17 protein-coding genes and 1 pseudogene are annotated in these 16,154 nt (G+C 41.5%); 6 read left to right on the forward strand and 12 right to left on the reverse strand.

All coding sequences use genetic code 11. From position 1 onward, the window contains the following. The first annotated feature begins 416 nt into the window (after positions 1-416). The gene (locus MSG35_RS07305; protein WP_050645222.1) at positions 417-938 is read left to right on the forward strand and encodes a hypothetical protein; all 522 of its coding nucleotides are present in this window, start codon (positions 417-419) and stop codon (positions 936-938) included. A 361-nt stretch (positions 939-1,299) separates the two neighbouring features. Continuing rightward, positions 1,300-1,767: a hypothetical protein gene (locus MSG35_RS07310; protein ID WP_050645223.1), complete on the forward strand. Its 468-nt coding sequence runs from the start codon at positions 1,300-1,302 to the stop codon at positions 1,765-1,767. 290 nt (positions 1,768-2,057) lie between these two features. Here MSG35_RS07310 and MSG35_RS07315 read toward each other — a convergent pair whose 3' ends face one another. From MSG35_RS07315 to MSG35_RS07355, 9 genes and pseudogenes are all read right to left on the reverse strand, one after another. After that, on the reverse strand, positions 2,058-3,032 hold the full coding sequence (locus MSG35_RS07315) for a porin (protein ID WP_248383543.1): 975 nt from the start codon (positions 3,030-3,032) through the stop codon (positions 2,058-2,060). Positions 3,033-3,295: 263 nt separating this feature from the next. Further along, positions 3,296-3,736: a low molecular weight protein-tyrosine-phosphatase gene (locus tag MSG35_RS07320; protein ID WP_050645225.1), complete on the reverse strand. Its 441-nt coding sequence runs from the start codon at positions 3,734-3,736 to the stop codon at positions 3,296-3,298. Further along, positions 3,729-5,147: an O-antigen ligase family protein gene (locus MSG35_RS07325; RefSeq protein ID WP_248383544.1), complete on the reverse strand. Its 1,419-nt coding sequence runs from the start codon at positions 5,145-5,147 to the stop codon at positions 3,729-3,731. Before MSG35_RS07325 ends, MSG35_RS07320 begins: the two co-directional genes overlap by 8 nt. 158 nt (positions 5,148-5,305) lie before the next feature. Next, positions 5,306-6,049, reverse strand: a complete 744-nt coding sequence (locus MSG35_RS07330; RefSeq protein WP_248383545.1) for a hypothetical protein — start codon at positions 6,047-6,049, stop codon at positions 5,306-5,308. Positions 6,050-6,116: 67 nt separating this feature from the next. Next, positions 6,117-6,548, reverse strand: coding sequence for a VanZ family protein (locus MSG35_RS07335; RefSeq protein WP_248383546.1), 432 nt, complete (start codon positions 6,546-6,548; stop codon positions 6,117-6,119). Between the two features lie 77 nt (positions 6,549-6,625). Further along, the gene (locus MSG35_RS07340) at positions 6,626-7,411 is read right to left on the reverse strand and encodes a hypothetical protein (protein WP_248383547.1); all 786 of its coding nucleotides are present in this window, start codon (positions 7,409-7,411) and stop codon (positions 6,626-6,628) included. A gap of 145 nt (positions 7,412-7,556) precedes the next feature. Continuing rightward, a complete protein-coding gene (gene galU / locus MSG35_RS07345; protein WP_248383548.1) occupies positions 7,557-8,390 on the reverse strand; it encodes a UTP--glucose-1-phosphate uridylyltransferase GalU in 834 nt (277 codons plus the stop codon). Between the two features lie 315 nt (positions 8,391-8,705). Then, entirely contained in the window at positions 8,706-9,023 is a 318-nt protein-coding gene (locus MSG35_RS07350; RefSeq protein ID WP_248337924.1) for a hypothetical protein, read from the reverse strand. 550 nt (positions 9,024-9,573) lie between these two features. Beyond that, positions 9,574-9,837 (reverse strand): annotated as a pseudogene (locus tag MSG35_RS07355) (helix-turn-helix domain-containing protein); the annotation flags it as partial. A 322-nt stretch (positions 9,838-10,159) separates the two neighbouring features. Between MSG35_RS07355 and MSG35_RS07360 the strand changes: the two are divergent. The 4 genes from MSG35_RS07360 (at position 10,160) to MSG35_RS07375 (ending at position 12,151) form a co-directional block, all read left to right on the forward strand. Then, the gene (locus MSG35_RS07360; RefSeq protein WP_248383549.1) at positions 10,160-10,633 is read left to right on the forward strand and encodes a hypothetical protein; all 474 of its coding nucleotides are present in this window, start codon (positions 10,160-10,162) and stop codon (positions 10,631-10,633) included. Then, a complete protein-coding gene (locus MSG35_RS07365) occupies positions 10,626-11,090 on the forward strand; it encodes an N-acetylmuramoyl-L-alanine amidase (RefSeq protein ID WP_248383550.1) in 465 nt (154 codons plus the stop codon). The genes MSG35_RS07360 and MSG35_RS07365 overlap by 8 nt, the downstream gene beginning before the upstream one ends. 78 nt (positions 11,091-11,168) lie before the next feature. Beyond that, positions 11,169-11,510, forward strand: a complete 342-nt coding sequence (locus MSG35_RS07370) for a hypothetical protein (protein WP_102463789.1) — start codon at positions 11,169-11,171, stop codon at positions 11,508-11,510. Between the two features lie 353 nt (positions 11,511-11,863). Continuing rightward, complete coding sequence (locus MSG35_RS07375) at positions 11,864-12,151, forward strand: GIY-YIG nuclease family protein (protein ID WP_248383551.1); 288 nt, start codon at positions 11,864-11,866, stop codon at positions 12,149-12,151. 1,056 nt (positions 12,152-13,207) lie between these two features. Here the strand turns inward: MSG35_RS07375 and MSG35_RS07380 are convergent. The 3 genes from MSG35_RS07380 to MSG35_RS07390 form a co-directional block, all read right to left on the reverse strand. Then, entirely contained in the window at positions 13,208-14,173 is a 966-nt protein-coding gene (locus MSG35_RS07380) for a DHH family phosphoesterase (protein ID WP_248383552.1), read from the reverse strand. Positions 14,174-14,264: 91 nt separating this feature from the next. After that, entirely contained in the window at positions 14,265-15,020 is a 756-nt protein-coding gene (locus tag MSG35_RS07385; RefSeq protein WP_248383553.1) for a WecB/TagA/CpsF family glycosyltransferase, read from the reverse strand. 19 nt (positions 15,021-15,039) lie between these two features. Beyond that, on the reverse strand, positions 15,040-16,059 hold the full coding sequence (locus MSG35_RS07390) for a glycosyltransferase family 4 protein (RefSeq protein ID WP_248383554.1): 1,020 nt from the start codon (positions 16,057-16,059) through the stop codon (positions 15,040-15,042). Between the last annotated feature and the right edge of the window lie 95 nt (positions 16,060-16,154).

Here is a 16,154-nt window from a genome sequence, read left to right on the forward strand (position 1 = left end):
GACTTTTCATTCAAACTGAAATGCTAAAACATTGACCATTATAACTTTTTAATTGGTGTTAACTCTAATGAATTCACCTGCAAAATAAATTGATACTCGTTTCAAGTTCTTTACCAATATTGAGACGCAGATCATAAATCTTATATGGTACGAATGGATATCACCTTAAATATAAACAATAGAAGCAAATTACACTGATTTTTTGACAGAAGATCACAAAAATATCGAACTTCACCCGCAACTCGAATGAATATGCACAGTGTGGCATTTGACAGTTTTGTTATTCATCAAGTATCATTTTCTCGCTAGGTAAGGCTTTGAATCAAGGTCACCAACGTCGCACTGACACACTAAATAACTAACAATAATGCTACAAAAAATATGACATACTATTTCAATAAGGTACCAGGTACGATATGATTGCACTCATAGAAAATTCAAACATTGAGGTTGCTTTGAGTCGTATCACCAAACAGCAAAAAGAAGAAAATTACCAAAAACTAAATTCTGTTATTTTGGACATCTTCTTGACCGAAGGCTGGGGCAAAGTTACATACGATCGTATCTCAAAAATTACTGGGCTTCGTAAAAGTACATTACAAGGCTACTACCCTAGTAATAATGATTTTTTAGTCGCCCTCAAAGGAAATTTAAAAAGTTTAATGCTTGAGGAACTTGACCTAACGAGCAAAGAGAGTTTGTTGGATTCGTGGGATAGAGCTCTTGAAAAGATGGAGTTCAGTTTCATTGTTCAAATGCTTATATCGCATTGTATTTCAAGTGAGCCCACGCCAATTGCTAATCAAGCAATGGAAAGCTTCCATAAAACAATTACTCACGCCCTTCCCGATGATGACACCAACGAAATAATGGTTCATGTTTTCGGGTTAGCTGTTATAGCCCCAATAAAAGAGACTCTTACAAAAACTGTTTGTTAAAAATAAACAGTTTTACTGTCAGCCACTTAAATTTATCGAGTTAGCTAGGACGTGTTCGTTGTGCTAAGAACGTAGCCTTTTAATACACACTTTTCGGCATAGACGATAACCTAATGGTTATGTTCTCGTCAGTTAACTCGACATATCTCAACTCTCATATTAGTAGTATCTCCACTCCTCTTTAGTCGGTAAATTATCAGTTAATAACTTTCTACTTATTTCACCAAAAAGTATGATTTACCACTTATCTATGTCAACAGCATGTAAAATACTGTTATCCTCTGTCAAGATACTATACGTACCTATTACTTTTTAAAAATTTTGTGCTAATGTTTCATTTATCAACATTATGGAGACAACTATGGCACGTATTAGTAAAGCGCAATGGGAAGAAAATTTCGCCTCTTACAATGCGATCATTCTTGAAATTTTTCTTAACGAAGGCTGGGACAACGTAACTTACGACCGCCTAAGTAAAGAAACAGGATTGAGGAAAAGTACATTACAAGGCTACTACCCTAGTAATGCTGATTTTGAAACCGCGATTCAGGGCAAAGTATTCCCTATTATCCTCAGACATCTCGATTTTTCATCGCGAACTCAACTCATTGATTCTTGGAAACAAGCAATGAGCTCGAATCAATTTAGAATGATCATGCGAATGTTTATCATGCATGCTCATAAGAAAGGCGCCGATGGTAATGGTCGAAATGGTGTGATCACTCTAACGAAGCTCATTTCAGAAAAGCTTCCCGAAGAAGATTCGTTTGCACTAATTCAACTATTATTCGGCTTAACGGTTACCGAGCTAATGGAAATTAACTTTTAATTAACCTCTTATCTTGATGACACTAACAGCTGATATGTAATTGGTGTCTATCAAAAATAAGATGGAGCTCTAACCGATCAAATTTCATAAAAAAAGCAGTGCGACGAATGTCCCACTGCTTTTTTATTTAGCCAACACTAATTTCGTAAACACGGCGACGAGCATCGCTTCATAGTGAGCTCTGCTTAAGCTATCAGTTGAGCGCAACATGCTACAACACTTCTAAGCCGCACAGTTACACGTAACTCTTTAACTGATTTGCTGAAATCAGTCGTATTATTTACCTTCAATTACCAGCTAACAGTCGCACCTAGCGCATAGTTAGTGGCTTGCTGATCAACGACTTTAGTACCGTCATCAACAAGGTTCACTTCAGCATAAACACTTGCCCACTCAACGATTTCGTAACGTGAACCTAGATAAAAGTTATTGATTTCGCCGTCTAAAGTACGTGTATTTGAATCTTGAGAGATGAACTCATAACCAGTGTAACCAAATAGCTTTTCAATGATTTCCATTTGACCGGCGATAGCGAAAGCGTTTTTCTTAACGTCAAGTTGGCTGTTTGAACGGTCTTCAATATCAGTATTGTAGTACGTTGCACCTAGCTTGTAGTCACCCATGTTGAGCTCACCGCTCAGCATAGAGTACAGCTCATCTTTACTGTTTTGAGTCACGTTTGTTGAAGAAGAACCCACACCAGCCGTTAACGTTAGATCAGCAAGGAAATACTGACCGTAAGCTTCCATAATTTCACGGTCTAAGTCACCGGCTTCAGGCCCGTAGTTAACACTTAGAGCAAACACTTCAGTTTCGAATTTGTACTTAAGGCCAAGGTCATGTTGGCTTACCGCATTAAGATTAGCTAAACCACCAAACGCTTCAGAGTAATCAACGCCATTTAGGTCATCAGAAGTTGTTGCATGTTTACCAAACGTTAGCGTACCTAACACTTCGTGTTGTGCGCCTGCATAGTATTTTGATAGGTAAAGATCATCTTCATCTTTATCTTCTTCTGCGTCAAAGTTGATTTCAGCTTCAATCAGTGAAAGTACGCTAGTTGTGTCCGTCACTGAGTAACGCGCATCTACACCAATCTTAGATTCGCCGAACGTATAATCGTTGCTCTCATTGTCGTAGAAAAACGCCCGAGCTTTCACTTCACCATATACATCTAGGTAAGCCGTTTCGTTATTAATAATTTCGTAAGCGTAAGCGGGTGACAGAACAGCCGACGTCGCTAAAGCGAGAATAGTCTTCTTCATTGTTATTTCCAAACTAATAGCTACGCACCATTGCGTACCTAGACCGTAAAATGAATACAAGTGCTGTATTCCTTAAAAAATTTAAAGGGGTGTAGTTGATACCCCATTAAACTCAACTTCTTAAATTGATGAATTCCTGACTTATCTATCAGGACTCATTTAGTCCACTGCGTAATTCATGTCGCACCTAGCTGATATTGCACCTAGTTAATATCTTGCGTAGCTCATATCGCAGTAGTTAATATTTTCACTAATGCCGTAAATTAGGCGATCTTTTGCGCCCATTGGCGACTTGCTTGTAACACCTGTTGCAGAGCAAATTCAAAAGCCTGTTGGTCTTTTTGGTAAGGGTCTGCAATAGTCCCTACGCTCCACTGCCCTAGCAATAACGTCTTATGCCTCGCGTTAGGTGCAATGGACGCCACCAAATCGATATGGGCAGGCTCCATAACCAAAATAAGATCACTAAGATCACACAATTCTTGAGTTAGCTGTTGTGCTTTGTGTTTATTAAGTTCTAAGCCATGATTCGCCGAAACGTCTTGCATCATAGAGTCTGCGGGTTGACCAATTAAGCCACTTGGCTCAGTCGCAATCCCAGCAGAAGAAACCACTTTGTTCGGCATTATCGCTTTCAATGACGCTTCACCTAGTGGAGAACGACAGATGTTACCCATGCAAACCACTAAAATTCGATTAAACATTGTGACTCTCTTGTGTAGACGTACGGCGTTTGCCTGATGGCAATACAGATGACACCCCGACTAGAACCAAGACCATTAAAAACGTCATGGCATTAGCAGAAGGTTGGAGGTTAAAATCCACGGAAATGTGAATCAGCATGCCAACAATGGCCATGTAGCAACCAAGCGCTGTCCCTTTCATGGTTTTACTACGGCGTTTACGCATGGTTTGAATCGTTTTATATAAAGCGACAAAAAGCATTGTTCCCAACATTAACGTCATCGGTAAACCTGACTCGACTGCAAATTGCAAATACTCGTTATGCGCATGATCGTAATAACCAATGTTCCAAAAACTGAACCTAGGAAATGTGGAATGAAAGCTCCCCGCTCCATAACCAGTAAGTGGGGCTTGCTCAACCATTAACGTTCCCCAATCGACCACTTCTACTCGTGTTTCTTTCTCCATAGCGGTTTGCTCTAAGCGATCTTTTACTTTGGATAAACCAAATAAAGACCCGACAACGACGGTATCAATCAAGACCAAGCTGATGACTAGTGCAACTAATGCGCGCGGCTTTTGGTTATAAAACAATAATGCTGTGAATCCGCCAATCAAGGTAGCAGCGAAAAATGCCGTGTTGCCCATTCTAGAACGCGTCATTACAAGCGCGATAACCATCATGATCAAGCCGCAACGTACAACCATCTTGTTAGAAATTAACCCTGATACCCAACGTTGAATTCGGATATGCCAAGAACCAGAGGAAGACACATGAAGCTGTGAAACCAACAATCCCGCGCCTAAACACAGGCACATCATCATGTAGTTGGCTAAGTGATTTTTATAGATGAATGAACCCGTTGCGACATCGGGCAAGCGAATGCCAAAAATCGGTGAAAACTCGAACCCAAACAACAACACTAACGCGCCGTAAACGGCTTGGAAGCAGCCACTCAACAACAAAGCGCTAAGCACCCATTTGATGCGTTTCTCCGTGTTGATAAGCACGATCGCTAACACGATAAACAACAGGTAAACCAAGCCTTTAATTAGGCTGCTATATGTACTGAAAGCGTCAACACTAATTCGACCAAAACCTTGTTTATTCGTTACTAAATGTACCTGTTCATAAGCCAAAGAAGCCATTGGCGACATAAACGTCAATGGAAGCTCAGACATTGGCAGTAGTTGCAATGCCGTCCACAATTGAAAAATAGCAACGGGAAAAAGCAACCATTTGAACTGATTCAGACGTTGAAAAGGGAATGCTTGCCAATGAGAACGAAAGCTCAAAACTGTTGTGATTAACGTAGTGCCAACCCAAACTCCAGCAATGGACCATGCCCATATGCGGTTAGAGCCTAGTGGAATAGGCAACCAAACTAACAATGTAAGTAAGCTATAGAAGCTAAAAGTATTCAAACGCATTAATCGTAACATTCTCATTGGAAAACAAATGGTGCCATTAAAGCCCGCTCCCTTCTTGATATACAAAAGTTTGGTAATGAACACATAACCATTCAGGTCATTTCGCGACTACCCAACGCTATACACCAACAAAGATTGTGTGCGGGCTTTATACTGTGTTAGTTGCTTGAAACAGGCGAATCTTTCACAGGTTTTGTCGGCTCTGCACCAGGGAATTTCTTATCTGATTCAGGCGCTTTTGGTGTTTCATCTTTAACTGGAGATTCATCTTTAACCGGAGACTCTTCATTTACTGGAGAATCTTCGTTTGCTGGCGTTTCTTCATTTACAGGAGCTTGCTCATCCGCAGCTGGAGCTTCTTCGGCTACAGGAGTCTCTTCAGCTACCGGAGCTTCCGCTTCTTCAACAACAGGAGCAGTAGCTACAGGTGCTTGCTCTACTGCTTCAACAGCTTCTTGAACCTGGGTAGGATCAATGCCAGCTTCAATCGCTGCTTCTGTAACTGCTTGGCTAGAAACGCCCGCTTCAGCAGCGACTGTTGCTATAGCAGCAGCTTGTTCTGGTGCCGCGGCGATCGCCACAACCGATACGGCTTCAGCCGATTCTGGTTCAGCTGCTACTGCCGCTTCAACAATCGAAGCCGCTTGTTCTGGTTGCGCCGTTACAGCAGCAGTTACTACCGACTCAGCAGCTTCAGGGTTAGCCGTTACAACCGTTTCAACGATTGCTGCAGCCATTTCTGGGTACTGAGCGATCAACTGTGCAACTAGCTCTTCTGGTGTCAGCTCACTTTGTTCTACGATACCCACTAAATCGACAGATTCAGATGTAGCAGCATAAGTGACCGAAGTTGACATCGTCATACCAAGCAATGCGCTTAGCATAAATTTGTTTAACTTCATGTATATACCTCTTTTAGGAATTAAACAGTGTGAATTCAGCATCCACACCATGGTTTACCAAAGCAAGCTAAGCTGATAGCTGTTGCTTAATCCGATAAATTGAGAAAAGTTGATAGATACCTATTCCGATAAACAAACCAACCATGTTCGCGAGCCAGTCATTAACTGAAAATGTTCGCGTAGAAATAAAATACTGTGTCGCTTCGTCTAAACTGACTAACGTGACACTTAAAACCATGAGCGCGGCTTGCCGTCCACTAAAGTAAAAGAAGTGGCGTTTTGGCTTATCCGTCATACCAGCCCAGCAGGCACTAGCACCTAAGCAAACAGAAACCGCCAGATGCAAAACAACATCGCCACCCACTTTGTTTTCTAGCTGGACGATTAACCCCGCTAGAAGATCTAAAGATTTGGCCAACGAAGCCATTCCACCTAGCGCTAGCACGATCAAAAAGACTCCTACCCGCTTCCAGCTTGTTTGTCTTTGTTCAGAAATCACTTTGTTACTCTCAACAACTGTACTTTTTAAAACTGTTGCCTTGCTATACACAAAGAAACTTGTTCAACTCAACCATTTCAGATTCCTTTACATGCACGCGTAGTTTTGTCATTGAACGCAAGCAACCGACATGCACGTAGCTTCTCTGGAGAACGCGCAATAGTCGTGTTGATTTGCCAGTGATTAATACGATACTTGTTAGGCTCTAGCAGGTAACTCGACACCAATACACGCTGTTCGACATTTAGCCTCGTCCAATAAGCGAGATAAAACTCCAGACCAAACAAGGCAACAGGTCTTTCAAAGCGACCATTTTGCAAAGCAATTTCAAACGGAGCGTTAACTTGTTCAAATGACGCGCCATTCCGCCATTGGTATTCAGCCTCAGCAACAAACGCTTTAGCGTTCATGGGCCTGAGCAACTGTGCTTGTTTTGCTGTTGCTATCGCATCTTCAAACTTGTATTCGACACTGTAAGAATCATTTTCTGACCCAAGTTCATGAACTTGCGATGCAATCACTGCTTGGTATGCCGCCAACAATAAAAGACTATCCGGGTTATTAGTGTCCCACTCAGCAACCTTTTCCATCGCAGATTCTAGTTTGGCCAAATCAAAAACCGGCTGACTTTTTGTACTCTGACTTTCTTTATTCTCTAGGAAAGCGCCTAACTGCTTTTCTGCATCTAACACGTAAAAATTGGCCAATAGCATTTGGCCACTTGCACCAACAACAAAAGCCGACAGTAAAAAAATCAGGCTGATTCCCAAGTAAACTTTCACTTTGTTTACTCGTTCTTTTCTTTGTGCAATGCCAGTTTCAATTACTACTGGGTTTTCTTTATCTTGAATTATGGTTGTCAAAAGCAATGCCTTGTTTAATGCAATTGGTATAACTAAAAAGTAAGCAAGTGTTTAGTCTGTCCGGGCATCAGTTATCTAAACACTGGCTTACTAAACTCTCGACATAACCGGAGCGATTTTGAGCACAACTTTGTATCCAGTCGCTCTATTCCACACGCTTCAAAAACATGTTCTGGTAGCAATAGTTGGTTGCATCGATATAACCTTCAACGCTTCCGCAATCAAAGCGTTTACCTTTGAACTTATATGCAATGACACATCCCTGCTTTGCCTGTTTGAGGATCGCATCGGTTACCTGAATTTCACCGCCTTTACCCGGTTCTGTGTTTTCAATATGTTCGAAAATATCAGGTGTTAAAATATAACGGCCAATAATGGCTAAGTTACTTGGTGCTGTGCCGGGGTCTGGCTTTTCAATCATGTCCGTAACACGAATTAAGTCATCACTTAGATGCTCACCTGCAATCACACCGTATTTATGTGTTTCATGCATTGGCACTTCTTCCACAGCAACAATGGTGCAACGAAACTGTTTGAACAAACCAATCATTTGTTCGAGTACACCCTTCTCTGGGTTTACACACAAATCATCGGCCAACAACACAGCAAACGGGTTGTCACCAATCAACTCTTTACCGGTTAGAATCGCATGTCCCAATCCTTTCATTTCGCGTTGGCGAATGTAGGTAAAGTGGGCAGAATCGATAAGATCACGAATTTCATCCAACAGCCCTTCTTTTGTGGTGCCGTGAATTTGGTGCTCGAGCTCGTAGTTCTTATCGAAATGGTCCATCAACGAATTTTTTCCGCGACCCGTTACAATCGCCATACTCTGCATCCCTGCTTGTATCGCTTCATCAACCCCATACTCAATCAATGGTTTATTCACGATTGGCATCATTTCCTTAGGCATTGACTTTGTTGCTGGTAAAAAGCGAGTTCCGTAGCCAGCAGCAGGAAACAAACAGTGTTTAATCATTAAAGGACCTTTTGTGTACCTAGTACCCATTATGGATAAAGTATTTCATCAAACATACCTAGCATAGGAACATCCAATATTTGAACTTTTATATTCCTAGCAGACACCTAGGATCAATAGGTCGAGATTATACTTATCAAGTACCAAGTACGCAATGGTAAATTCATTCTATACCATTATGAATACTGATTTAATGAACGCTTTATTCATTAATCACTTACAACGGGATTAATGAATAAAGCGATCCACAATTTGAATTATTAGTCTATTCGAAAACGCTTAATAAACTAGACTCTAATTCAAACCAGTTTCTATTTAGAAACAAGAACATTGATTCAGTAGACGCTGCACACGAACTCGCTCTATCGCTTGAGTATCAAAAGAGTGGAGCATTTGGTTGGTGTTATTACATTGATGCGTCTTAACCTGGATAAATATTTGAGCATTGCGCAATGTAGACTGAAATGCGTGATACCCAGGAGTCGCTAGCCCTTTCTGTAGGGTCGAGGCCGACAAAGCTTTAGGGTAAGCATCTACCATTAAATCCAATAACTCCCTATGCTTACCTGCGGCCTTGGTAAACTGTTGAATTAATATCTGCTTCTCTTCTTCTATTGATAATGAATAAATCACAAAACACCTTCCCTGTATTCTTTAACATTGATTGATTTCTACGGCTAATGTCGTGCTATTCGGTATCCTCATCGGCTGATAAATCAACACTGTTTAATGCTTGATCATTTGCTCGTTTTTCTTCAATCATTGCCATAATCCGACTTTTCATTGGGTGTTCCGGATTCTGTTGTGCGTACTCCGCAACCAAAGTGTCAACGTAACGAGGCGTGTTGTTTCTGCCTCCCTTTTTTCTTTTTGATTCCTTCTGAGTGATTATGCGTGCAGTAATAACACGGTCATACTGTGCGGAATTTGCCTCCTCCTCCGTGTAAATCCCGTCACCGTGTTTTTTTAATGCACAAGTTTGGTCGCCATTATCCATTGCGTTGCGCTTATCAGCTGCGCAGTTATTGCCGGTTCGATTCCTGCCGCTCTTTCTTACAGCAATATCCGTTTCAACGTTGATTTTCGATTGAGACATTGCCTCAGATTTTTTACTGGGACCTGATATCTCTGGTTCCTTTTCTTCACACTCTGCATAACCATTTTCAATATGACGATCATCGAGTAGATGAAGTTGATACAGATTACTTCGCTGCCTACCTCTTTTATCGAAGCGCTTTATCTTCTCTACAAACCCTAAGCTTTCTAACCGTTTGACGTGATCTTTAACTGTTCTCTCTGAAATCTCACAATACTTGGCCAGATACCGATAAGAAGGAAAGCACTGCCCGTAGTTATCCGCATTGTCGGCTAACTTAAGTAAAATCAATTTGCTGATTGGCGAATCCGTTCTCACCAGCATGAATTCTGTTATTAAAGAATGACTCATCACCCTGCTCCATTTATGAAAGTTAGTGAATATCTAAACAATATCTTTCAAATTAGGGGTAAAAATAGGCCTCATAAACCTGTAACAAAAAGTACGCTGCTGCATTTCTCACATCATTTGTCGTTAATCCATCATCGTGATCATAAAAAATGCGGCGCACTTAAAATAATTTAAGCTGGCTTTTATTTGAAAAACCCTAACGAACTATTCGCGATTATGGTTATCCGCTCATTCAGTAACATCCTTAAAACGCGAACCTACTGGCTAAACCACGAACTTACAGATTGGATGCACTGTCCATTTCACTTGTTAGGAGCTATTTATGTCACCAGCCATTCGGCGATTTATTCATACTTTCAATCACGACAGTCATTCATTTCCACTTGATCAAGCGCATTGGAATTCACATTCGCTTGGGTATTTACCACCCTCTATACATTCCCCAAAAAACCACTACTTAGAAGATGAAGCGAGTGATTTTATTTGGTTGGTCGTGAAAGCAAAGCGCCAGCACCCAGTAGGATACGCCGTCGCTTATGTGTGGTTGATAGACCACAAAGATCACCAATCATCGGTTTTGTTAAGGGAGCTGTTCTGCAAATTTGGTAAACGAAACAGGCAAAATCAGAAACTAGAAACAGACGTAAAGATTAGTGCAGGGGTTAAAGACGAAGTTGAGGATAAGCCTAGAATTGAAATAGGGAGCGAGCTAGAAAAATGGCTCAATGATCAAGCTTATGTGTTCTTTGGGTATTTAGAACATCTAATGTTGAAAGAGGTAAACCTTAATGGCTAATAGACTCAACAAACGAAACCAACCACTTCGTTTTGATTGGATCACCGTTCATTGCAGTGCAACACCACCCAACATGAATATAGGCGTAAAAGAAATTCGACGTTGGCACAAGCAACGCGGCTGGAGGGATATTGGATATCACTGGGTGATTACCCGTGACGGAGAGTTACAAGTCGGCAGGCCAATGGATCAAATGGGCGCCCATGTGAAAGGATACAACCGCCATAATATTGGAGTGTGTTTAATTGGCGGTTACAACAACCGTTTAGAGCCACAAGACAACTTCACCCTCGCGCAACGTAAAACCTTGTTTAAGTTTATTAGTGAACTGCAAGACAAGTTCGACATAACCGATGACAAAGTGTTAGGCCATAACCAATGGAACCCAACTAAAGCCTGTCCCGTCATTGAACTTCATTCGCACAGTTATCCAAACAGTATGAACGCATTTGAGTAGTTTTAAGGAAGAAAAAGAGAAAGGAATGAAAGAAGGTAGGAAATGGATTCAATACAGCAGACAAACATAGGAGCATGAATGAATTTGCTAGGACAAATCTTTGGAAGCCAATCGATGTTAGAACGAGGCTTAAAAACCATCACTCAAACAGGAGACGCAATGTTCTTTACCGATGAAGAGAAAGCCAAACACAAACTTGCCCTTCTGCGCGCCTATGAGCCATTCAAACTAGTACAACGTTACATAGTATTGCTGTTCACCGTCCCTTACGTGTTATTGCATTCGTTTGTAGTGATTGGCTGCATGCACGGTTACGAGTGGCAACCGATTGGAGTAATGATCAACGAAGCCTTTGGCTATCCTGTTCTAGCTATCATTGGATTATATCTGACCGGCGGCGTTTTACCCAAAAAGAAATAACCCGTAACTTCCCTACATTCCGACCTTCATTAACGAATGTGATAAGGAATCTCACTTTTGGTCTGAGATTCCACATACCTCGTCCCTCGGTTCTGGAATGACGACTAATTTGAGCTCCTGTGCCAGTTGTTACAATTCTCGAGGATGAAGGCGTTGTGAGTGTTTATTCTGCTCTTCATTCCTTACATCGAGGAACGAGCTCGCTCGCGTCATTCACAACTAACCTCCCCCGTCATTCCCTACAGTGAGGCACGAACGTGATAGGGAATCTGTTTTTTGCTAGCTAGTACTTATTTAATGCCATGAGTGCTTCTGCGTTTGGTAGTTTTACGAGTAACGTTGAAGAGGGAACCATGAAACAACCTGCGATCTACATACTAACTAACAGCTCCAATTCTGTTTTGTACATAGGTGTTACTGGAAACCTTTCACAAAGGGTCTGGTTACATAAGACGGGAGAAGTCGAGGGCTTCACTCAGAAGTACAATGTACACAAGTTAGTTTATTTTGAAATTTTCGAAGATTTCAAAACTGCGATTGAGAGAGAAAAGCAGTTAAAGAGATGGAATCGTTCATGGAAGGAGGAACTGATTAGCGAGCGGAACCCTAGTTGGCGAGAGCTATACGACGATATATTGTGAGATTCCAGATACCTCGGTTCTGGAATGACGATAAATTTGATGAACAACACCCCAGCCCCGTCATTCCCTAAAGTGAGGGGCGAACGTAATAGGGAATCTCAATCCGGGCAGAGATTCCACATACCTCGTGCCTCGGTTCTGGAATGACAATGGATTTAACAAACAACACCCCACCCCGTCATAACCTACAGTGAGGAACGAACGTGATAGGGAATTTCACGCCAGTCAGAGATTCCACATACCTCGTGCCTCGGTTCTGGAATGACAATGGATTTAACAAACAACACCCCACCCCGTCATTCCCTACAGTGAGGAACGAACGTGATAGGGAATTTCACGCCAGTCAGAGATTTCACATATCTCGTCCCTCGGTTCTGGAATGACGTTGGATTTAACAAACAACAGCCCTCCACGTCATTCCCTACAATGAGGGACGAACGTGATAGGGAATCTCACTTTAGATCAGAGATTCCACATACCTCGTACCTCGGTTCTGGAATGACGCTGGATTTAACGAACAACACCCAGCCCCGTCATTCCCTAAAGTGAGGGGCGAACGTAATAGGGAATCTCACTCCGGGCAGAGATTCCACATACCTCGTGCCTCGGTTCTGGAATGACGATGGACTTAACGAACAACACTCAACCACGTCATAACCTACAGTGAGGCACGAGCGTTATAGGGAATTTCACGCCAGTCAGAGATTCCACATACCTCGTGCCTCGGTTCTGGAATGACGATGGAATTAACGAACAACACTCAACCACGTCATAACCTACAGTGAGGCACGAGCGTGATAGGGAATTTCACGCCAGTCAGAGATTCCACATACCTCGTGCCTCGGTTCTGGAATGACGCTAGATTTAACGAACAACACCCAACCACGTCATAACCTACAGTGAGGCAAGAGCGTGATAGGGAATTTCACGCCAGCCAGAGATTCCACATACCTCGTGCCTCGGTTCTGGAATGACAATGGATTTAACAAACAACACCCCACCCCGTCATTCCCTACAGTGAGGAACGAACGTGATAGGGAATCTCGCCCTTCCCGACTAATTCGAATAGTAATCCGTTAGCACTTGAATAAAACGCTGCTTATCTGCTTTTGGCAAAACATTGATACCCGCAGCTGCTTTACGACCGCCGCCGGTATCAAAGCTTGAACACACCTCATCAGCTCCAGTTCGGTTCGACAAAGGCGCACGCAAACTCACCATGTAAGATTCGCCATCTTGATTCAGGGTTAACACCGCTTGAGCTCGGTTCGGGTCTTGATTGACGATCTCATTACCAAACACCCCACTAATACGCCTTGCCCAGGTTTTGCTTGGCAGTTCAAATACACGTGCCGCCTCATTCTCGTGAACAGGTGCAAGGCTTGATACTTGTTGATGATCATTTTGGTAAGCCGCACGCAAACGGTAGAATACCGAGCCTCCATCACTTAGAAGATCAAACGGATTCGGGTATTGATAAAGCGTTTGGTAAAGCTCAACAGGTGTAAAGTGCAAATCACCCAGTGATGCTCCATAACCGTTATAGTTAACCAAAGTACCCAACTCTTCCAAGAACGCGATTTGTAATTCATCAAAACCGTTTTCAATCGCAAGCTGATTAGCAACCGCTTTAAGGTTGTCACCAAAGGCCGCAGCAATCGCCCACGCCACATACTCACCATTGAGCTTTTGATTGATTAACAAACTGGTACAGCACTCTGGCGCGGTATCGATTAAGGTTTCAAGGTATGCAGAATCAGGCACTTCACCAGTACGGTGGTGGTCGCAATAGAACACATCGATCTTTTCATCCAACAGCGAACGCAACGCGCCTTGGTTCTTCTCCATCGATACATCTAATACCGTAACAGACGAAATATCCTTTTGAGCGACTACTTGAGAGAGCAACTTAATATAACGCTTCACACCTGTGATAAGCACACTCTCTTTTGGCTCACTTAAGCGCAGTTGCAACAACGCAATAATACCGTCTGCGTCTCCATTGAAAACATCGTAGTGCATGGTTTTCCTTAAACTCAATACGTTGACAAGTTAGTTCAATTTTCAAACGAGTTGGAATAAACATCAACGATAAAGATATTCACTTATAGACTTAGGTAGATTTCTTTCGTCTAACCTTTTGTTCCCACTTTGCTTTACAAAGTAACCAAGCAAATTTTGAGTTTGTTATCGCATAACGCTTCCACATGCGGCGAGGTTCTTGAACAATTCGATAAAACCACTCTAATCCGTTATCCTGCATCCACTTTGGTGCGCGGTTTACCTTACCTGCAACAACATCAAATGTGCCGCCTACACCCATTACGAAATCTACACCCAGTTCATCGCGCCATTTATTGATAAAGTTTTCTTTCTTTGGGGATGTAATTGCTACAAATAATAATTTAGCGCCAGAATCCTTAACTCGTTTTACCAAAGTCTCTTCATCATCCCAGAAGTACCCATGATGATACCCTGCAATGTTCAAGTTAGGGTGATTGCCCTGCATTACTTCTGCTGTACGATGAACAACGTCCTCTGTGGCACCAAGGAAAAATACAGGAAAACCCTCAGCCTCAGCCATACCGTTAAGTTGGTGGAAAAGATCAACACCCGCAACACGCTCTGGGACTTCGTGCCCAAGCATGCGAGCCCCCCACACAACACCCATACCATCTATATTGATGATGTCGCAATCAGTAACAGACTTTGATAGCTCAAAGTCATTTTTCATGTTTACGATCTTCGCAACATTAACAACTACATGCTGAGTAAACAGCTCATTTAAAATACGACTTTTTATTGCCCCAACCGATTCAACCATTGTAGCTGAATCGATGGGGCAGCCTAAGAATTTGATACGTTTCATTTAACCTACAATAAATATATTAATTAAAGTGCACACCGAAATTATTTGATAAATAAGAACGGTAGTTGACTAGAAATTTATCAAGCCCATAATTATCAACCACCCAAGTTTTTCTAATTTCCCTATAGTTCTCGACATCCTCATTTTTGAATACTTGAAGAGCATTTTCTACCGCTTTTTCGAATGATTTATAAGAATAACTTTTAAACCCAAAACATAATTTATCGTGTTTACATATTTCAGTCAGTGCAGGTATATCTGAATATATAACTATCTTATTTTGATATATGGCTTCAATTGCTATCAAACCGAACCCCTCTTCTAATGAGGGTATAATTATAAAAGGGGCGTCTTGTAAAACCTCAAAAGGCGACTTAGAGTAACCTAAACAATGGACATTTAAAAAACTCTCTTTATGTGACATCTGTTCCAGGTATTTTCTTTGGGGCCCCTCACCTACGATAAAATACTCAACTTCTTTTTTCTGCTTCTTTCCATATTTAGCTAAGTGTGATGATGCTTCAATAAAACCCTTCCAAGGATTTAAGCTTCCAACAGACGCAAATCGTGTTGTGATGTTTTCATTATAACTCGGCAAAAATTCATCTACTTCAAAGTTTGGATTAGAAATCACGGTGATCAATTCACTTAATACTCCTTCCTTTTTTAACGACTCTTTCACCGCATTTGAAACCGCAATATACTGATCAGATTTAAATAATTTGTAAAGCCACCTTGCCTTCCTATATTCAGCATGTGTGTACAGAATAGTTTTCACAGAAAAAATTTTAAATACTATTAAATAGGGCATAAAACATCGACTATGAATAATCACCACCTTTGGCCTTTTAACCAGTAATAGAATTATAAATAACAAAGAAAATTGATAAGTTAGAACCAAAACTTTGCTTTTAATTGAGTATTGTTCTAAATGATTGACGTGACTAGAACCACACAAAAGCTGAGACAATACCCTTTGCGCCCCCCCCCTTCTCACATCATTAGTATTTATAAAATGTGTCACCTCATCGAATTTCATTAAGGTGTTCTTCCTTTAAACTTGAGAATTCATTTACATAGTGGAGTAAATTATTCTCTATTGATTTTGTAATTACTGAATTGGAAGCCACAAAA

It is taken from the genome of Vibrio sp. 1CM23M (assembly GCF_023161755.1).
Taxonomy (GTDB): domain Bacteria; phylum Pseudomonadota; class Gammaproteobacteria; order Enterobacterales; family Vibrionaceae; genus Vibrio; species Vibrio coralliirubri.